17 protein-coding genes and 1 pseudogene are annotated in these 18,621 nt (G+C 63.3%); 13 read left to right on the top strand and 5 right to left on the bottom strand.

Translation table 11 applies throughout. The features are described from left to right. On the bottom strand, positions 1-126 hold a 126-nt coding region (locus tag BM136_RS24730; RefSeq protein ID WP_139219418.1), incomplete at its 3' end, for a LysR family transcriptional regulator. A gap of 226 nt (positions 127-352) precedes the next feature. On the opposite strand from BM136_RS24730, the gene BM136_RS24725 reads away from it, so the two are divergent. From BM136_RS24725 to BM136_RS24675, 11 genes are all read left to right on the top strand, one after another. Then, positions 353-1,669: a cation:dicarboxylate symporter family transporter gene (locus BM136_RS24725; RefSeq protein ID WP_092977064.1), complete on the top strand. Its 1,317-nt coding sequence runs from the start codon at positions 353-355 to the stop codon at positions 1,667-1,669. A 19-nt stretch (positions 1,670-1,688) separates the two neighbouring features. Further along, the gene (locus tag BM136_RS24720; RefSeq protein ID WP_092977061.1) at positions 1,689-2,252 is read left to right on the top strand and encodes a carboxymuconolactone decarboxylase family protein; all 564 of its coding nucleotides are present in this window, start codon (positions 1,689-1,691) and stop codon (positions 2,250-2,252) included. Positions 2,253-2,278: 26 nt separating this feature from the next. Next, positions 2,279-3,112, top strand: a complete 834-nt coding sequence (locus tag BM136_RS24715) for an SDR family NAD(P)-dependent oxidoreductase (protein ID WP_092977058.1) — start codon at positions 2,279-2,281, stop codon at positions 3,110-3,112. A gap of 2 nt (positions 3,113-3,114) precedes the next feature. Beyond that, positions 3,115-3,936: an amidohydrolase family protein gene (locus BM136_RS24710; protein WP_092977055.1), complete on the top strand. Its 822-nt coding sequence runs from the start codon at positions 3,115-3,117 to the stop codon at positions 3,934-3,936. Between the two features lie 9 nt (positions 3,937-3,945). Continuing rightward, the gene (locus tag BM136_RS24705; protein ID WP_092977052.1) at positions 3,946-5,247 is read left to right on the top strand and encodes an MFS transporter; all 1,302 of its coding nucleotides are present in this window, start codon (positions 3,946-3,948) and stop codon (positions 5,245-5,247) included. Further along, the gene (locus BM136_RS24700) at positions 5,244-6,182 is read left to right on the top strand and encodes an SMP-30/gluconolactonase/LRE family protein (RefSeq protein WP_092977049.1); all 939 of its coding nucleotides are present in this window, start codon (positions 5,244-5,246) and stop codon (positions 6,180-6,182) included. Before BM136_RS24705 ends, BM136_RS24700 begins: the two co-directional genes overlap by 4 nt. 45 nt (positions 6,183-6,227) lie before the next feature. Then, positions 6,228-7,025 carry a substrate-binding domain-containing protein gene (locus BM136_RS24695; protein WP_092977046.1) on the top strand — a complete coding sequence of 266 codons (798 nt, stop codon included), beginning with the start codon at positions 6,228-6,230 and terminating at the stop codon, positions 7,023-7,025. Between the two features lie 116 nt (positions 7,026-7,141). Beyond that, positions 7,142-8,023: an alpha/beta fold hydrolase gene (locus BM136_RS24690; RefSeq protein WP_254775752.1), complete on the top strand. Its 882-nt coding sequence runs from the start codon at positions 7,142-7,144 to the stop codon at positions 8,021-8,023. Between the two features lie 70 nt (positions 8,024-8,093). Further along, entirely contained in the window at positions 8,094-8,993 is a 900-nt protein-coding gene (locus BM136_RS24685) for an alpha/beta fold hydrolase (protein ID WP_092977076.1), read from the top strand. Between the two features lie 208 nt (positions 8,994-9,201). Next, entirely contained in the window at positions 9,202-10,497 is a 1,296-nt protein-coding gene (locus BM136_RS24680) for an MFS transporter (RefSeq protein ID WP_092977043.1), read from the top strand. A 55-nt stretch (positions 10,498-10,552) separates the two neighbouring features. Then, positions 10,553-11,335 carry a substrate-binding domain-containing protein gene (locus tag BM136_RS24675; RefSeq protein ID WP_092977073.1) on the top strand — a complete coding sequence of 261 codons (783 nt, stop codon included), beginning with the start codon at positions 10,553-10,555 and terminating at the stop codon, positions 11,333-11,335. A 41-nt stretch (positions 11,336-11,376) separates the two neighbouring features. On the opposite strand, the gene BM136_RS24670 is transcribed toward BM136_RS24675, so the two are convergent. Beyond that, complete coding sequence (locus BM136_RS24670; RefSeq protein ID WP_092977070.1) at positions 11,377-12,291, bottom strand: LysR family transcriptional regulator; 915 nt, start codon at positions 12,289-12,291, stop codon at positions 11,377-11,379. Between the two features lie 396 nt (positions 12,292-12,687). On the opposite strand from BM136_RS24670, the gene BM136_RS24665 reads away from it, so the two are divergent. Continuing rightward, the gene (locus BM136_RS24665; RefSeq protein WP_217649374.1) at positions 12,688-14,895 is read left to right on the top strand and encodes a LamG-like jellyroll fold domain-containing protein; all 2,208 of its coding nucleotides are present in this window, start codon (positions 12,688-12,690) and stop codon (positions 14,893-14,895) included. 65 nt (positions 14,896-14,960) lie between these two features. Next, positions 14,961-16,226 carry a hypothetical protein gene (locus BM136_RS24660; RefSeq protein WP_092977040.1) on the top strand — a complete coding sequence of 422 codons (1,266 nt, stop codon included), beginning with the start codon at positions 14,961-14,963 and terminating at the stop codon, positions 16,224-16,226. 66 nt (positions 16,227-16,292) lie between these two features. Here BM136_RS24660 and BM136_RS24655 read toward each other — a convergent pair whose 3' ends face one another. The 3 genes and pseudogenes from BM136_RS24655 to BM136_RS24645 form a co-directional block, all read right to left on the bottom strand. Continuing rightward, positions 16,293-17,795 carry a GGDEF domain-containing protein gene (locus BM136_RS24655; protein ID WP_092977037.1) on the bottom strand — a complete coding sequence of 501 codons (1,503 nt, stop codon included), beginning with the start codon at positions 17,793-17,795 and terminating at the stop codon, positions 16,293-16,295. A 196-nt stretch (positions 17,796-17,991) separates the two neighbouring features. Further along, positions 17,992-18,133 (bottom strand): annotated as a pseudogene (locus BM136_RS25655) (NmrA/HSCARG family protein); the annotation flags it as partial. Positions 18,134-18,296: 163 nt separating this feature from the next. Continuing rightward, on the bottom strand, positions 18,297-18,621 hold a 325-nt coding region (locus tag BM136_RS24645), incomplete at its 5' end, for an IS3 family transposase (RefSeq protein WP_139219374.1).

The raw sequence follows: 18,621 nt of genomic DNA, 5'->3' as shown, positions 1-18,621 counted from the left end.
CTCGGCCTCCAGTTTTGCAATCTGCCGGCTCAGCGCCGGTTGCGCGATGTACAGCTCGGCGGCTGCACGGCTGAAACTGCCGGCACGCGCCACGCGAATGAAGCTCTTGAGTTCTCGGATGTCCATGCTTGCGTTGAGATATGCCGTGTCAGCATAGGTTTGTATGTTCACATGGTCTTTGTCAAGAAAAGACCGTCAATCTATGCTTTCCACAAATAACAAATCACCAAACGCGTAGCGGAGACGGCGTTCACGCCCCCCAGCGACGACCGCCTTTCAAGTAAGACAAGTCCAGCACCCAGGTGCCGCCTGGTAGCGGCATAGCGCTGAATGACTGGACGCAGGAGACACCATGAAACATCTGAAGAAGCTGCATGTGCAGGTCTTGATCGGCCTGGCGTGTGCGGTCGTCCTCGGCATCGCTGCACCGCAGTGGGCCGTTGCCATGAAACCCATCGGGCAGGCGTTCATCGCGCTGCTGAAGATGATGCTGGCCCCGATCATCTTCTGCACGCTGGTGCAGGGCCTGGCACACGTGCGCGACCTGCGCATGCTGGGCCGCATGGGCGTGAAGTCGCTGGTGTACTTCGAGGTAGTCAGTACGGTGGCCATGGTGCTGGGCTTTGTGCTCGTCAACGTGTTCGAGCCCGGTGTGGGGCTGCATGCCACCAACCTTGCAGAAAGCGCTGATGCGGTGAAAGCCACAAGCGGCGCCGGCGGCATCTCGGCCGTCAACTATCTGCTCAGCCTGATTCCACACACGCTGGTCGATGCCTTTGCCAAGGGCGACATCGTGCAGGTGCTGATCATCTCGATCCTGGCAGGCTTGGCGCTGAACCTCTCGGTGGGGCCGGACTCGGTTCTGTTGCGTGGCATGGACGAAGCGCAGAAGGTGCTGTTCCGCATGCTCGGCTTCATCATGAAGCTGGCACCGCTCGGCGCGTTTGGCGCCATGGCTGCAGCCGTGGGCAGCTATGGCGGCGTGACGCTGCTCTATCTGCTCAAGGTCATCGTGCTGTATTACGCCGCCTCGCTGCTGTTCGTGTTCGGTGTGCTCAGCTCGATTACGTGGATGATCGGTCTGCCGTATTTCAGCGTGCTCAAGCTGATTCGCGACGAGATGCTGTTGATCTTCGGCACGGCATCAAGCGAGGTGGCCTTCCCGCGCCTGGTGGAGAAGCTGCAACGCGCAGGTTGTGATGAGGCCGTGGTCGGTTTCGTGCTGCCCGCCGGCTACAGCTTCAACCTGGACGGCACGTCCATCTACATGGCCATCGCCGTGGGTTTCATTGCGCAGGCGACGGACACGCCGTTCTCGCTGTGGCAGCAACTCGGGCTGCTCGCCATCCTGAGCCTCACTTCCAAGGGCGGGACCACGGTTGCCGGCGGGGCGTTCGTCAAGCTGGCGGCCACGCTGCAATCGGTGCGCTCGCTGCCCGTGGCCGGCCTCGGTTTGCTGTTCGGTATCGACCGCGTGATGGCGATTGCCACTGCGCTCGTCAACGTGGTGGGCAACACCGTGGCGGTGTTCGCCATCGCCCGCTGGGAAGGTGCGTTCGACGCCGAAGCTTTCCAGCGCGAGACCGGCGGGCAGGCCCGTTCTTCTCTCCTCAAGCTGCAGAAGCCCGCCGCACAGGCTGCGGTGGCGCAGGACGCGCTGACTCACTAAGCCACTGAACAACATCAACATGCAACGCATTCCCGCCCTCGATCCTGATGCGCTGGACGCAGACCAGCGCGCCGTCTACGACGCCATTGCCAACGGCCCCCGCAAGGGTGTGCGCGGCCCGTTGGCCGTCTGGCTGCATCGCCCGCTGCTGGCCGACCGCGCACAGGCACTCGGACGCTACTGCCGCTACGACAGCAGCCTGCCGCCGCGCCTGTCCGAGCTGGCCATCCTGTTCATGGGCCGCTACTGGCTGGCGGAATACGAATGGGCCGCGCACAAGCCGTTCGCGCTGGAAGCCGGTGTGTCGCCGGTGGTGATCGACGCCATTCGTGATGGCATGAACCCGGCGTTCGCGCAGCGCGACGAGGCGCTCGTCTTCGCCTTCCTGACGCAACTGCATGCCAAGCGCGAAGTGGACGACGGCCTGTACGCCGAGTTGGTTGGCGCCATCGGGCAAGACGGCGTGGTCGATCTGGTGGGCATTGCGGGCTACTACACGCTCATCTCCATGACCATCAAGGCATTCAACGTGCCCGCGCCGGCCGGTGCGACGCCGGAACTGCCGACGCAACTGCCGATGTAACGGCAATAAGCAACGAGGAATTCACTGTGCAAGCAACGACCGAATTTGAACAAGCCACGGCTGCGGGCCGTTTGGCAGGCAAGGTGGCCATCGTGACCGGCGCGGGCTGCGTCGGGCCGGGCTGGGGCAACGGCCGCGCTGTGGCCGTGCTGTTTGCGATGGCTGGAGCGCGCGTATTCGCCGTCGACAAGAGCTTCGATGCCATGGAAGAAACGCTGCGCCGCGTGCGCGAGGCGGGTGGTGAGGTCACACCGTACACCTGCGACGTGACCGACACCACGGCCGTCAAAGGCATGGTCGATGCCTGCGTGGAGCAATACGGCCGCGTCGATATCCTGGTGAACAACGTTGGTGGCTCCGCTGCCGGCGGCCCTGTGGCGTTGTCGGAAGACAAGTGGGATGCCCAGGTCGCGTTCAACCTCAAGAGTGTTTACCTCACCTGCAAGCACGTGCTGCCCGTGATGGAAGCACAGGGCAGTGGCGCCATCGTCAATACGGCGTCGACATCCGGGATCCGCTGGACGGGCTCGGCGCAAGTGGCTTACGCCGCGTGCAAGGCCGGCGTGATCCAGCTCTCCAAGGTGGTGGCGGTCGAGTATGCGAAGAAGGGCATTCGCGTGAACACCGTGGTGCCGGGGCAATTGCATACGCCTATGGTGGAAGTGCGCCTGGCTGGCCAGCGCTCCGGCGGCGATGTCGACAAGCTGCTGGAAAGCCGGCTTGCCCGCATTCCGCTTGGCTTCATGGGCGACGGGCGTGATACCGCGCATGCCGCGCTGTTCCTGGCTTCTGACGAGGCGCGTTTTGTCACAGGTACCGAAGTCGTGGTCGACGGCGGCATGACGGCGCGGTGCGACTGACCATGCAAGGCGAACTGAACGGCGGCGTATGGGATTGCCATACGCACATCTACGGGCCTTGGGACGCGTTCCCGCTGCCGGCCGACGCGTCGTATCGACCGGCAGAAGCCCCGATGACGCAACTGCTTGCGCTGCATGAGCAACTAGGCGTTACGCACGGTGTGCTGGTGCAGGCGGCGTGCTACCAGTCGGATCACCGTGCGCTGCTGTCAGCGCTGGCGATGACGAAAGGGCGCTATCGCGGCGTCGCGCTGGTCGACCACACCACGAGTGACGACGCCCTGCGTGAACTGCATGAAGGCGGCGTGCGTGGCATCCGCTTCAACTTCATGGGTCACCTGCCGGGCGATCGTGATCTGGGCCGCTTGCGCGAACTCGCCGAGCGTGTCGGGCCGATGGGTTGGCACGTGCTGCTCCATGGGCAACTGGATCAGCTTCTGCTGGTGCTTAACGCGTGGGAAGACCTCGACGTGCCGCTGGTGATCGACCACATGGCCCGGCAGGATGCGACCCGACCGCTGGACGAAGCTGCCATGCGGGAGCTGGAGCGTCATCTGCGTCAAGACAATCGGTGGATCAAGTTGTCGGGAGTCGACCGCCTGATGCAAGGCGCAGCGCCGCCCTGGACTGCAGCGCTGCCCCTGGTCAGGCGGCTGGTGCAAGCGGCGCCCGAGCGGGCCATCTGGGGCACGGACTGGCCGCATCCCAACATCAAAGGCGACGTGCCCGACGACAGCAGCCTGCTCGCGTTCGTGCAGGAAGCCTGCGGCGCCGAAGCAGCTGAAGCTGTGTTGGTCCATAACCCGCAGCGGCTCTATTTCTGAGGCATCGCCATGCAAGCCACGTTGATCGATGCCACCCAGGCAGAGCACTCTGCTGAGCAGAGCGCCTGCCGCAAGGCTGCCTGGCGCCTGGTTCCGCTGCTGGCGCTAGCTTACTTTGTCAACTATCTCGATCGGACCAACGTCGGCTTTGCCGCGCTGACCATGAACCGCGATCTGGGTTTGAGTGCGGCCCAGTTCGGCTTGGCTGCCGGCATCTTCTATGTTGGCTATTGCCTGTTCGAGGTGCCGAGCAACCTGGCGCTGTATCGCTATGGCGCGCGCCGCTGGCTGGCGCGGATCATGATCACATGGGGCCTGTTTGCCGCCGCCACGAGCCTGGCTGTCGGCCCCAATAGCTATGCGGCGATCCGCTTGCTCGCTGGTATTGGCGAGGCGGGCTTCTTCCCCGGCGTCATCTTCTATCTGACGCTGTGGTTTCCGTCGCGCTATCGCACACGCATGATGGGCTGGTTCCTAGCCGCGATTCCGTTGTCGTCGGTGTTCAGTGGGCCGTTGTCGGTATCGATGCTGGAGCTGGACGGTTGGCTCGGGCTGCACGGCTGGCAATGGCTCTTCATCCTGCAGGGGTTGCCGGCCTGCGTGCTGGGCGTGCTGTGCCTGCGCATGCTGACCGATCGCCCGGATAACGCAACATGGCTGACAGCGGAGGAGCGCGCCGCCCTGGCGGCTGCCATCGAGCGGGAGCGCAGCACAGCGGTTGAGCATCGCCTCGGGCCCGCCCTCAAAGACGCGCGTGTCTGGCTGCTGACGGGAATCTTGTTCAGCTACATCATCGGCATTCTCGGCATTGGCGTGTGGATGCCGACCATCTTGAAGACGCATCACCTCTCGAACACGCAGGTGGGCTTTGCTACCGCACTGCCCTACGTCGTCGGCGCCTTGGTGATGCTGGGCTGGGCACGTGTGGTCGCCCGCACGCAGCGCTACGTTCGTCATCTGGTTATCACCTGTGCGGTGGCGGCGCTGGGCTTCTTTGCGTCGGTGGCGTCCGATGCGCTGGTGCCGGCCATGCTCGGATTGACGGTGGCGGTGGTCGGGCTGTCGTCCGTGCGCACCTGCTTCTACAGCATTCCAGCCACGTTCCTCGATAAGCAGGCCGCTGCGGGCGGGCTGGCATTCATCAACTCGGTGGGCAGTCTTGGCGGGTTGTTTGGCCCGTACATGGTGGGCTGGCTCAAAGATGCGACGGGCTCGTTCAAGGCGGGGCTGATTGGCATGGGTGCCATGTTGGTGCTGGCAACGCTGCTTTCTCTGGTGCTGCTGACACGCGTCAAAGAGGGCCAGCGATGAGTAACGATGGATGGCAACCGAGCCTGCGTACACCCGACCCCGCGGTGCGCATCCTCGACCCGAGATTCGAGCACTACCGTTTGCCGCACGCAAAGGTCGAACGGCTCTGGGCGGGCTGCCGCTGGGCAGAAGGCCCCGTGTGGTTTGGCGATGCAGGGGCGCTCTATTGGACCGACTTGCCGAACGATCGCATCTTGCGTTGGGATGAGGCGTCCGGCGCAGTGGCGACATACCGCGCGCCCTCAGACAAAGCCAACGGTCTGACGCGCGACAGGCAGGGCAGGTTGATTGCCTGCGAGCATGGTCAGCGCCGCGTCACGCGCACGGAATACGACGGCAGCATCACCGTGTTGGCCAGCGAGTTCGATGGCAAGCCGCTCAATTCTCCGAACGATGTGGTCGTTGCCAGTGACGGCGCGGTGTGGTTTACCGATCCGCCGTTCGGCCTAGTGAGTGACTACATGGGCCAGATTGCCGAGCCGCAGTTGCCGGCCAGCATCTACCGGATCGACCCATGCGGACGATTGGACTGTGTTGCCGACGATGTGCTCGGCCCCAACGGATTAGCGTTCTCGCCGGATGAACGCACGCTTTACGTGGTGGCATCGCGTGCGCGGCCGCGCGAGATCCTCGCCTTCGATGTGGTCGACGGCAAAGCGCTGGGCGATCGCCGTGTGCTGATCGATGCTGCGGACGGTGCGCCGGACGGCTTCCGTGTCGATGTGCACGGCAACCTGTGGTGCGGCTGGGGCACGGGCACGGCGGAGCTTGATGGCGTGCGCGTGTTCGCCCCCGACGGCACCGCGATCGGTCACATCGCACTGCCGGAGCGTTGCGCGAACCTATGCTTCGGCGGCCGACACCTCAATCGCCTGTTCATGGCGTCCACCACATCGCTCTATGCCCTGTACGTGAATACACGCGGAGCGGTCTAGCCCTGTACCCCCCCACACACACCAATAACGAAGAGGAGACAACACATGCCATTCCAATCCAGTGTGCGGCGCTTTGCAGTGCGCAGCCTCGGTGCAATACCGCTCATTGCTGCCACCAGTGTCGCCTTGGCCGCCGATGTCCACGTGCTGGCGACCGGCGCGTTGCACGCCGCCTTCGAGAAGGTCATACCGGCGTATGAGCAGCAGTCGGGCAACCATCTGGTCATCGCGTGGGGGCCGTCCTATGGCACCTCGCCCGACGCCTTGCCGATGCGAATCAAGAACGGCGAGCCGATGGATGTGTGCTTCATGATCGGCGCCGCCTTGACGGACCAAGTGAAGCAAGGGCGCTTCATTCCGGAGTCGCGCGTTGACCTGGTGGCGTCAGGCGTGGGCGTGGCGGTGCGCAAGGGCTTGCCCAAGCCGAATATCCAGACCGTTGACGATCTGCGGCAAACCTTGTTGGCGGCCAAGTCGGTGGCATTTTCCGAAGGGGCGAGCGGTACGTACATCACCGGCACGCTGTTCGAGCGTCTTGGGATTGCCGAGCAGATGAAAGCCAAGAGCGTGCTGATCCGGGGCAAGGAGCTGGTCGGCTCGGCGCTTGAGCGCGGCGAGGCGGATCTGGGCCTGCAGCAGATCAGTGAGCTGCGGGCATTCGACGGCATCCAATATGTGGGGCCACTGCCTGCTGAAGTGCAGAAGACGAGCGTGATTGCCGTTGCAGTGGCAAAGGATGCAAAGGAGCGCCAGGCCGCCGAAGGTCTCATCACGTATCTGCGTTCTCCGGAAGTCGCCGCCAAGCTGATCCAGACGGGGCTCGATCCGATTTCCACCAAATAGAAATAGCCCGATCCGTTGCGGTTGTCCGGTGCATCGCGGTGGGTTTCCAGCCGCGAGGGGCAACTGCTGCCCGAAACAAACAACAACCGGGCCAGATCCCGGAACAAGGAGACTCCATGACGTTGCAGAAGTGCCTTCTGGGCGCCGCATTAATTCTGACGATGTCCGCCTGCGCCACGTCGACACAAACCAGTCCAGACGTGCAGCGAAAGCTCGTCCGCCACGGCGATGTGCAGATCGAAACCCTGAGCCAGGGAAGTGGGCCGACCGTTGTCATCCTGCCGTCGCTGGGGCGCGGCGCTGAAGACTACGACGAGGTGGCCCGCCTGCTTGCTGCGGATGGGCTGCGTGTCCTGCGTCCGCAACCGCGCGGCATTGGCCAAAGCAAGGGCCCGATGGCCAATCTCGACATGCATGCGTTTGCGGCCGACGTTGCCGCCGTGCTCGATCAGGAAAAGACGGGGCCCGTTGTCGTGGTGGGGCATGCCTGGGGCAGCCAGCCGGCGCGCATGCTGGCGGTGGATCGGCCGGACTTGGTACGCGGCCTTGTCATGGCTGCAGCCTCTGCCGGCAAGCTGCCGCCCGGCTCCAACGAAAAGCCCTATGGCCGGTTGCGCGAAGCGATTGATGGCTCCGGCAACCTCGCGCTGCCTGAGGCAAAGCGTCTGGACTATCTGCGTCAGGCGTTCTTCGCTCCGGGTCACGACCCGAAGCCGTGGCTGGGCGGTTGGTATCCCGATACCCACCATGCACAGGCCCACGCCCGCAACGTCACACCTGTGGATGCGTACTTTGCCGGCGGCACGGTGCCCATGCTCGATCTCCAGGCGCAGTACGACGCGGTGGTCGTACCCAACGTGTTCAAGCCCATGCTGGGCAACCGCGTGACCGTCGAGGTGATTTCCAACGCCGGGCACGCCATGGCGCCTGAGCAACCCGCAGCGATGAGCCGCGCCATCGCGCGCTTCGCCCGACGTGTCTATGCGGGCGCGTCCTGATTCCGTCTACACAACAACACGCGCGCCGGCGCATCCGCGCGGCATGCCTATCCACACCAAGGAGAACATCATGAAACTGATCAAGTACGGCTGTACCGCATTGGCCGCGGCCATGCTTTCCTTCTCTGCGCTGGCGGCAACGGATGCCGGCCAGATCGATCGTGAACTGGTCAAGTACAGCAACGTGCAGATCGAGGTGATGCGGCAGGGCAAAGGCCCATTGATCGTCATCCTGCCGTCGCTGGGCCGTTCGGGGCGCGATTACGACCAGGTTGCAGACAGGCTCGTCGCCGATGGCTTTCGCGTGTTGCGCCCCGAGCCGCGTGGCATTGGCCAGAGCAAGGGTCCGATGGCGAATCTGGACATGCACGCCTTCGCCGCCGATGTGGCTGCGGTGATCGAGCACGAGAAGCAAGGGCCGGCCGTGGTGGTCGGCCACGCCTGGGGCAACTTCCCGGCGCGCATGGTGGCGGTGGATCGCCCCGAGCTGGTGCGTGGCGTGGTTCTGGTGGCAGCTTCCGCCGGCAAGGTACCGCCGGGCTCGACCGAGAAACCCATCAACGCAGAGATGCGCAAGGCTATCGACGGCGCAGGTGACATGCATCTGTCGGAAGAGCAGCGGCTGGAATACCTGCGGAAAGCCTTCTTTGCACCGGGCAACGACCCGCGCGTCTGGCTCGGTGGCTGGCATGAAGAGACGCATGAGGCCGAGTCCCATGCCCGCAACGTGACGCCGGTCGATGCGTACTTTGCGGCCGGGAACGCGCCAATCCTGGACTTGCAGGCAGAACACGACGCAGTGGCACCGCGACGCTTCTCGCAGGTGCTGAAATCGATGCTGGGCGATCGTGTGACGGTGGTTGTGGTGCCGAATGCAGGCCACGCATTTGCACCCGAACAGCCCAAGGCGATGGCGGATGCGATCGCGACGTTCGCCAAGCGCGTGTACGCTGAACCCGCCAAGCAGTAAGCGAGCGTGCTTGTCATGTGGAGGCGAGTTTCGTGACTCGCCTCCGCGGCAACCCCTCATGAGGAGCGGTACGAGGATTGATAACCTAAGCACATCAATCCTTCCGAAAATTGCACTTCTCGTTTCTCGGTCTCCCGGTGAATATTGCCAAAACGACAAAACGCCGTTCGACGGCGTATTCTTTTTTTGGCTTCCAGGAGACACCTCGATGCACCCCCAGTCCAGCCTTTCGACCGGGCAATCAAAGGCCGCCGCGGTCTTCCGCGTCACCGCCGGGAATTTCCTGGAGCAGTTCGACTTCTTCCTGTTTGGCTTCTACGCCACGCAGATCGCCAACGTCTTCTTTCCCGCCCAGAGTGAGTTCGCCTCGCTGATGATGACCTTCGCCGTTTTTGGCGCCGGGTTCCTCATGCGGCCGCTGGGCGCCGTCGTGCTGGGTGCGTACATTGACGATGTCGGCCGCCGAAAGGGCTTGATCGTCACACTGTCCATCATGGCAAGCGGGACCGTGCTGATCGCGTTTGTTCCCGGCTACGCCACGATCGGCCTCCTGGCGCCTGCACTCGTGTTGCTCGGGCGTCTCCTGCAGGGCTTCTCGGCGGGTGCCGAGTTGGGTGGTGTATCGGTGTATCTGGCCGAGATGGCCACGCCCGGCCGCAAGGGCTTCTTCACGAGTTGGCAGTCCGCCAGCCAGCAGGTGGCCATCGTCGTGGCAGCGGGCCTGGGGTTTGCGCTCAACCAATGGCTGAGTGCACCGGCCATCGCCGCATGGGGCTGGCGCGTGCCGTTCTTCGTCGGTTGCATGATCGTGCCGTTCATCTTCGCGCTGCGCCGCAATCTTGAGGAAACGCAGGAGTTCAAGGCCCGCAAGCATCGTCCGAGCATGAAGGACGTATTCAGCACGCTGGTGCAAAACTGGGGCGTCGTTATCGCCGGCATGATGCTCGTGGCGATGACCACCACGAGCTTCTACCTCATCACCGTCTATGCGCCGACGTTCGGTAAAACGGTCCTGCACCTGAGCACGGCAGACAGCCTGCTCGTCACGCTCTGCGTAGGGGTGTCGAACTTCGTCTGGCTGCCGATTGGTGGTGTGCTCTCCGACAGGATCGGCCGCCGGCCGCTGCTGATCGGCATGACGATGCTAACCATTGCCACCGCGTACCCGGCGCTGTCGTTCCTTGCTCACGCGCCGAGCTTCATGAACATGCTGCTCGTGCTGTTGTGGCTGTCGTTCATGTACGGCATCTACAACGGTGCGATGGTTGTCGCGCTCACAGAAGTGATGCCAGTGCAGGTGCGCGTTGCAGGGTTCTCGCTCGCTTATAGCCTTGCGACGGCAGTGTTTGGCGGCTTTACCCCCGCTATCTCGACGGCCGCCATCCACATGACGGGCGACAAGGCCGCCCCTGGCTACTGGATGAGTTTTGCCGCCGTGTGCGCGCTCCTGGCGACGTTGACGCTGTATCGTCGCCGTGCGGTGGTGCTGGCACCGGCGCACTGACGCACAGCGCGTTCCGCATATTCACAAACACGTACGACCTGGCATGACCCTCACCATGAAGACTCTGTTTCTGAAGCTGTGCGCAGCCGCGCTTGTCGCCACCTCGGCTATTGCGGTCAACGTTCAGGCTGCCGAGCTGCACGTCATGAGCTCCGGTGGCTTCACCGCCGCCTACAAGGTGCTCGGGCCGAAATTTGCAGCGCAGACGGGCAACACGCTCAACACCGCGCTTGGACCCTCGATGGGCAAATCGCCCGAAGCGATTCCGAATCGGCTCGCGCGCGGTGAGCCTGCCGACGCCGTCATCATGGTCGGCTACGCACTCGACGATCTGATCAAGCAAGGCAAGGTCATTCCAGACTCACGCGTGGAACTGGCCGACTCGCGCATCGGCGTGGTTGTGCGCGAAGGCGCGGCCAAGCCCGACATCAGCTCGCCAGAGGCGCTCAAGCAGGTGCTGCTGCATGCCAAGTCGATTGCCTACTCGGATAGCGCGAGTGGCGTTTATATCGAGCGCGAGCTGTTCAAGAAGCTCGGCATTGAAGAGCAGGTCAAGGCGAAGGCGAAGATGATCCCGCGCATTCCGGTGGCATCGGTGGTGGCCACCGGCGATTACGAAATCGGCTTTCAGCAAGTGAGCGAGCTCCTGCCGGTGCAGGGTGCCGCCTTCGTGGGAAAGATCCCGGAGTCGTTGCAGTCGGTTACGCGTTTTGCTGCGGGCATCCCCGTTGGGGCACAGCATCCGAAGGAAGCGAAGGCGCTACTTGACTACCTTGCTTCGCCCGGCGTGCAGGCAGACGTGAAATCGACCGGGCTCGATTCGGTGACTGCACATTGAATTGAAACAGGGCGACGGGGCGATGGGCCAAGCGGCCCATGCTATGCATCGCTCGCCATCCTGCCGCGCTTCGCTTCAATGATCATCCGGTGAAATTCCTCGGCGGCTGGTGTCAGCGCGCGGCCGCGCCGCTTCACTATGCCTACGCGCCGGTTCACCACCGGCTCCACCAGCGGCACGCTCGTGAGAATCGGGTGGTCATGCCCCGGCATGGCCATCGACGGCACCGCAGCAACGCCAAGGCCCGCTTCAACCAACCCCAGCATGGTGGTGACGTGCCGCGTCTCACAAACGCTTGGCGCACGCGGCGCCACGGCTGACAGCGCCTGATCGAGCAGCAGCCGGTTGCCGGAGGTCTTGTCCACTGACACGTATTCGTGTGCGTACAGCTCGTTCCACGTCACGCGCTTCTTGCGGGCGAGCGGATGATCGCGCCGGCACGCTGCAACAAACCGCTCCTGCAGCAGCATCTTGAATTCGATCTCGGGCTCCTGGCTGCCCATAAAGCTCACGCCAAAATCTGCCTCTCCGTTGATGACGGCGCCGAGCACTTCGTTCGCGCTTGCATCCAGCAGCTTCACCCGAATGCGTGGAAAGCGCCGGTGATACGTCGCAATGAGGTTCGGCAGAAAGTAATAGGCCACCGACGGCACGCATGCGATGGTCACGTGCCCGAGGCGGCTCGATGAAACGTCGCGGATGCCGAGCAGGGCGACGTCCAGGTCGTCGAGCAATTGTTCAGCACTGCGCGCAAACACGCGCCCGACGGTGGTGAGCGTGACGCTGCGTGTGGTGCGTTCGAACAGGGGCACGCCCAGCGCGCTCTCGAGCTTATCGATCCGACGGCTCAGTGCGGGCTGGGAAATGCTGATCGCCTCGGCGGCCTTTCGGAAGTTACCCAACTCCACCACCGCGCGAAATGCCTGCAAGTCCGTCAAGTCGAAGTTGATGCCCACCGCCTGCCTCCACATCTCAGATGCGCAGCATTTTGCGCGATTTATCACGCGGTGACACGGGGCGGAGAAGGGCGAAAACGATGCTGCTGTCACGGTGATACGCCCATTTGCGCAAGCAACCATGCCGGAAAGCACATCCCCGCTTTATCAAAAAAGCTCATCAAACCTGCCAATGCATTGAACTGTGCTGACGCTTCGTGTCACATGTCGCACCAAGCCGCGTCACCCCTCTTTCGTAGGGGGTGTGGCACGGTTCGTGCAGCCTTGCGCACGGTTTGACGACAACAAAAAAAGTTGGGAGGGTGTATGAGCAACAAGCAGGTGCCAGGGGAGCCGCTGTTGGAAGCGGTTTGCCAGCCGTGCAGCATCACGAAAATTTCGCGCCGACACTTCGTGATGGGGCTGGGAGCCTCGCTGCTGGCCGGTTGCGGGGGCGGGGGCGATGATGCCGACGCTGCGAGCGTCGCCCCTGCGACAACGACAGGCGGGAGCACCACCGCGCCGGGCTCCCCGATCAACAAGACGCCCGTTGCGCCGCCCAGCGGGGCCGTGCAGATCCAGAGCTTCACGCATCCAGGCCTGCTGCATACAGAAGCCGATTTCGCGCGCATGCGCACCAAAGTGGGGGCCCACGCGTCCCCTTGGATCGATAGCTGGAACGTGCTGGTTGCGAATGGCCATACTCGCCTGACGAACAAGCCGAATCCGCAAGCCGCCATCTACCGGGGCAATGACCCGACGCATGGCCAGAACTACGGCACGCTCTACCACGACATCGCCGCTGCCTATGGCGACGCGCTGCGCTGGAAAGTGTCGAACGACAAGCAATACGCCGACAAAGCCATCGAGTATCTGGACCAGTGGGCCTCGACGCTGACAACGCTGGGCGGCAGCGACGTGGCGTTGGCCGCCGGCATCTACGGCTACGAGTTCGCCAACGCCGCCGAAATCATGCGCAGCTACAGCGGCTGGAGCCCGGCCGGCCTGGCCGCGTTCCAGGCGATGATGCGCAAGGTCTTCTACCCCGTCAGCCACGCTTTTCTGACGCGTATCGACACGGCCATGGATACGCACTACTGGGCCAACTGGGGCTTGGCTAACATCGCGTGCATTCTGGCCATTGGAGTGCTGTGTGACGATGCCGATCTCGTCAACGAGGCCATCACCCATTTCAAGACCGGTGGCAGCAACGGCTGTATCCGGCAGGCCGTGTATTACATGCACCCCGGCAACCTCGGGCAATGGCAGGAAGCCGGCCGCGATCAGGGCCACAGCACGCTCGGCATTGCATTGACGGGTGCCATTTGCGAGATGGCGTGGAATCAGGGCATTGACCTGTACGGCTATGACAACAACCGCTTCCTGGCGGGCGCCGAATACGTCGCCAAAGCCAACCTGACGCAGCCGGACGGCACGTTCTATACCGTGCCCTTTGTCACGTACCAGAACAGCGCCGGCGTTATCCAGACGCAGTTTTCAACCGGAGGGCAGGGCGCTGCCCTGGGCCGCCCGTGCTGGGCGCTGGTGGCCAACCATTACATCAACCGGAAAGGTCTTGCGGCGCCTTACACCAAGCGCGCGGCTGACCTCGTGGCGCCGGAAGGCGGTGGCGGCAACTACGGCCCGAACAGTGGCGGCTTCGATCAGCTCGGCTATGGCACGCTCACGTGCACGCTCGACCCAGGAACACCCGCAGCGGCGCCGAGTGGCCTCACGGGCTATGCCAGCGCGGGCAAGGTCGTGTTGTCGTGGTGGGGCACCAGCAACGCCACCAGCTACAGCGTCAAGCGCGCCACGATTGCCGGCGGCCCGTACACCACCATCCGCAGCGGCATCACCGATCTGCTGACCTACACCGATACGCCGCCCGCTGCGGGCACGTATTTTTATGTCGTGACAGCGCAAACGATTAGCGGTGAATCCACTGTCTCCAACGAGGTGAAAGCAATCACGGCGGTGCAGCTGCTTGCGCATCTCGCCTTTGATGAGGGCAGCGGCACCACCGCAGCCGATAGCTCCGGTAACGGGCGCAACGGCTCGCTCAACGGTGCGGCATGGGGTGCCGGACGCAGCAGCAACGCGGTCTCGCTTAACGGCTCGGGCGCCTACGTGGCGTTGCCCAACGACCTCCTGGTCGATGTGTCGGACTTCACCATCGCGGCGTGGGTGTTCTGGGATGGCTCACAAACTTGGGCCCGCCTGTTCGACTTCGGAACGGGCTTTCACCGTTACATGATGTTGACGCCCCGCGGGCAGTTGCGCAGCGGCTGGGCCGGCATGCGCTTTGCCATGACGGCCAATGGCCCCGGCGATGGCCCTCCGGAACAGATCATCGACGCCCCCACCGAGCTGCCCAGCAAGCGATGGGTGCATGTTGCCGTGACGCTATCGGGCGCCACCGGCACGCTGTACGTGGACGGTGCCGCCGTGAGCGCCAACACAGCCATGTTCCAGGCACCGTTCCGCCTGGAGAGCACCACACAGAACTGGCTGGGCAAATCGCAATACAGCGCAGACCCAACCTTCAGCGGCCGGATCGATGATTTCCGCATCTATCGCGGCGCGCTCAGCGCTGCGCAGATTGCGTCGCTCATGGCGAGTTGATTGCCACGGGCCCGATGGAGGCCCCGGCAACCAGATACACCTTTTCTTTCAAGGATATTTTTTCGATGACCGTGTTTTCTCAACGATGGATTGCCGCTGCCGCGATTGCATTCGCGCTATTTGGCTGTGGCGGCGGGGCCGATAGCACGCAGGGCAGTAGCACGACAGGCAGTGGCACTGGAACACAAGGCGGTACCAACGGAGGCACCACGGGCGGTACCACGGGTGGCCAGACCGGCGGAACTGGAGGTGGAACTACCGGCGGCAGTACATCCACCCAGTCGGCCAGCGCCGCACTCGTCGCCAAGTTGGGCAAGCCTTCGCGCGTGCTCGTCGGCCTCGGTTCGGGCCAGTCGATTTCGGATATGCAAAGCCAGGGCATTCGGCCGGACATCATCGACGTCTATCTCGTCGGCGCGGGACCTGGCTCGTGGCCCTACTGGAACAGCCCTGACGGCGCCTACATCACGTACAGCGCGCAGGCCGCCCAGGCCTATGGCGCAACGCCGATGTTCACCTTCTACCAAATGGCGCAGAACGGTGACGGCAACCTGAGCGGCATCACTGACACAACGTTCATGAACACGTATTGGAGCCAGGCGCGATTGATGTATCAACGCATTGCCGCCCTGAACGCGCCTGTACTGGTCAACCTGGAGCCCGACTTCTGGGGCTACGTGTGGGCGCAGGCACCGAACCATGATCCGACGCAGATGGCCGCGGTGGTGAGCAGCCAGCCCGAATGCAGCAGCCTGCCCAACACAGCCGCTGGCATCGGGCAGTGTCTGGTGCAGATGGCGCGCCAGATCGCACCCAAGGCGCTGATTGGCTTCCCGCCGGCGTTCTGGTCGGGATCGCCAACTGCGGTTGGGGTGGGGATGCGTGCTGCGGGCGCGCACCAAGCCGACTTTATCGTCGCCCAGACCAGCGACCGTGACGCCGGCTGCCTCGAAGTTGCCGCGGTGTCGGAATGCACGGGCCGCAGTGGCACCTTCTACTGGGACGAGGCCAACGTCAACACGCCCAATTTCCATCAGTCGCAAAGCAGCTACCTGGACTACCGAACCGCATTGGGCAACGGGTTGCCGATTCTGTGGTGGCAGACGCCGCTGGGTGTGCCGTCCAGCACGCCGGGCGGCACGAACCAGCACTATCGCGATAACCGCGTCGACTACATGCTGCGCAACACACAGGAATACGGCGACGGCCATACCTTCGCGGTCGTCTTCGGCTCGGGCGGCACGTACCAGACGACGATCAACACCGACGGTGGCCAGTTTGCGCGTCTGCTCGGGCTGTATCTCGGCGGGGGAGGGGCCACGCTGCAATAACCCGCGCGTGGCGCTTATGCGGGGGCTGCTCGCGGGCGATAGCCGCGAGCAGCCCTGCCTGCGAGGCTACGGAGTTGTCGCGTAGTCAACGCGGTTTCTCCCTTTGCGCTTGGCCTCGTAGAGCGCATCGTCCGCGGCCTTGGTCACTGCATCCAGAGACGGGAAGCTCGAGCGGCGCGCCGTAGCGCAACCGACGCTCACTGTGAAGGGAGCCAAGCCTGGGCTGCCTTCTGCAGTGCGGTTTCCTTCGACTTCGGCACGTATCGCTTCAGCGATTTGCCTGGCGCCGGCTTCGCCCGTATCGGGCAACAACACCACGAACTCTTCACCGCCGTATCGGGCTGCAAGGTCGCCGCGTCGACGCGCATGCTTGGAAATGCAGTGGGCGAGGTACTGGAGCGCGGAGTCGCCCTGGGCATGCCCGTGCGCGTCGTTGTAGCGTTTGAAGTGATCGGCATCGACAAACAGCACGGATAGGCGACTGTCATTCCGCTGCAGGCGATCCCACTCGTTTTCCAGTGCGACATCCAGCGCGCGCCTGTTCTTCAGGCCGGTCAGCGGGTCGGTTTGCGTAAGCTCGCGCAGGTGGTTTTCAGCCATCACGCGCCCGCGCAGCGCAAAAGCCAGCAGCCATACGCCTGCGCAGAACGCCAGGCTCACCGACAGCGACGACAACCCCACGATCCACGACAACCGCTGCCACGGCGCAAGCGCATCGCTCATTGCCGGGGCCACCACGGCGATGAAGGGTGTACCCGGCACACGTTGAAACGTATAGAGGCGCAGCACGCCGTCGCTGGTCGACGGTGCTACGTAGAAGCCGGACTCTTGATTCACCATGCGCGGGAACGTCAACGATTTGCTGAGATTGAGCGCGCGGGCTGCGCCGGGCGGCGGATTTCTCGCCACCAGCGTTCCGTCGGTGCGGACAATGGCCGTGATGCCACGCGGCCCGACATCGAGCTTCTCAAGAAGCTGCTTGAAGTAATCCAGATCGATTGCGACCAGTGCGGTGCCCGCGAACGTCCCGTCGGCGCGGTTCATCCTCCGGCTCAGCGCAATGGCCTCCACGCCTGCGCGTGAGCGCGCCTTATAGACGGCAGAGATATAGAGGCCAACGTTTGCGTGGTCGCGCTGGACGATGAAGTAATCGCGGTCGCTGAAATCCCAGTGGTGCGTCACAGAACAGCAACCGTCGATGAGCCGGCCCTTGTCGTCTGTGACGCCCATGCCCGTGACATACCGGGCAGAGGCTGTCGGGCTGAACAGCAGGTCGTGCTGTACCTCAGGATCGAGGTGTCGGATGCTGGGTTTGTCGAGTGCGGCGATCAGCGTCTGCAGCGACTGATCTGCCGATTCAACAGTGCGCGAGATGTGGCTTGCCAGAACGGCAGCGACGTTCCTTGAGGTTTCGTTAGCGTGCTCGATGGCCGTTTCGCGGTTGGCCCACAGTGTGAGCGCACTGATTGCCAGGACAATCAATGTCAGCAGCGTCCCCAGGGCACCAACGATAAAGGGATGGTGGCCTGCCGATGTGGCCAGCCGTCTGGCGAAGGAGCGAAAGGGCATGTCGTGGTCTTGGGCGCAGCGACAGACCGCATGTCTGCCTCTTCGACAAGGCAGACCGCGGTCGGTTTGGGGCGCGCGCGTGGCACGCCGTCACCGCTGGTAATCGGCACAAGACAGGAAAACTGCAGTCCAACAAGCGGCTTTATTGCAGACCGTTCCAGTCGGATCGAGTTGCCCCACAGCGCCCGCATGCGATTCACCCGGCGAGCGCAGCAGCGAAGTCACGATACGAGCCCAGCGGGTCGGCCCAGGATGCGGGTAAGGCGCTCAACATCGCCAGCCTGCGGAACCATGCCATCGCTGATATAGCGCTCGGCCATCAGGCGCCTCTCGAGGGCTTCAGCCTTGAACGCGAAATTGCTGACAGGCCTACCGTCTACGCTGCTCCCAGCATCTAAGCATGGAGCGCGAGGCTCAGACCGTGGAGTTCGAGTGTTGGAGAGTGAAGCTCGACCCTCGAACAGTGGAGGGCGACCTTCAGGCTGAATCGCCCCGACTTTCCTAGACACCCGCGAGCCGTTGGGAATGGCGTTGTTCGAACTCTACCGGTGATAGACCGTTGGCGCTCGAATGTCGCCGAGTTGGGTTGTAAAACATCTCGATGTAGTTGAAGACATCGGACTTGGCCTCCTGCCGGGTGGCATAGATCTGCCGGCGCACCCGCTCGCGTTTGAGTAACTGGAAGAAGCTCTCCGCCACTGCGTTGTCGTGGCAGTTGCCGCGCCGGCTCATGCTGCACAGCAGGTTGTGCTCGCGCAGGAAGCTTTGCCAGGTGTGGCCGGTGAACTGGCACCCCTGATCGGAGTGAATCAGAACCTGCTGGTGC

Source organism: Ralstonia sp. NFACC01 (assembly GCF_900115545.1).
GTDB classification, from domain to species: Bacteria; Pseudomonadota; Gammaproteobacteria; order Burkholderiales; family Burkholderiaceae; genus Ralstonia; species Ralstonia mojiangensis.
This window is presented reverse-complemented; position numbering and strand designations above follow the sequence as displayed.

Coding starts and splice junctions, on each gene's coding strand:
- BM136_RS24710 (WP_092977055.1), top strand. CDS start 3,115: ATGCAAGGCGAACTGAACGGCGGCGTATGGGATTGCCATACGCACATC.
- BM136_RS24720 (WP_092977061.1), top strand. CDS start 1,689: ATGCAACGCATTCCCGCCCTCGATCCTGATGCGCTGGACGCAGACCAG.
- BM136_RS24690 (WP_254775752.1), top strand. CDS start 7,142: ATGACGTTGCAGAAGTGCCTTCTGGGCGCCGCATTAATTCTGACGATG.
- BM136_RS24665 (WP_217649374.1), top strand. CDS start 12,688: ATGGGGCTGGGAGCCTCGCTGCTGGCCGGTTGCGGGGGCGGGGGCGAT.
- BM136_RS24725 (WP_092977064.1), top strand. CDS start 353: ATGAAACATCTGAAGAAGCTGCATGTGCAGGTCTTGATCGGCCTGGCG.
- BM136_RS24695 (WP_092977046.1), top strand. CDS start 6,228: ATGCCATTCCAATCCAGTGTGCGGCGCTTTGCAGTGCGCAGCCTCGGT.
- BM136_RS24675 (WP_092977073.1), top strand. CDS start 10,553: ATGAAGACTCTGTTTCTGAAGCTGTGCGCAGCCGCGCTTGTCGCCACC.
- BM136_RS24685 (WP_092977076.1), top strand. CDS start 8,094: ATGAAACTGATCAAGTACGGCTGTACCGCATTGGCCGCGGCCATGCTT.
- BM136_RS24655 (WP_092977037.1), bottom strand. CDS start 17,795: ATGCCCTTTCGCTCCTTCGCCAGACGGCTGGCCACATCGGCAGGCCAC.
- BM136_RS24660 (WP_092977040.1), top strand. CDS start 14,961: ATGACCGTGTTTTCTCAACGATGGATTGCCGCTGCCGCGATTGCATTC.
- BM136_RS24705 (WP_092977052.1), top strand. CDS start 3,946: ATGCAAGCCACGTTGATCGATGCCACCCAGGCAGAGCACTCTGCTGAG.
- BM136_RS24700 (WP_092977049.1), top strand. CDS start 5,244: ATGAGTAACGATGGATGGCAACCGAGCCTGCGTACACCCGACCCCGCG.
- BM136_RS24680 (WP_092977043.1), top strand. CDS start 9,202: ATGCACCCCCAGTCCAGCCTTTCGACCGGGCAATCAAAGGCCGCCGCG.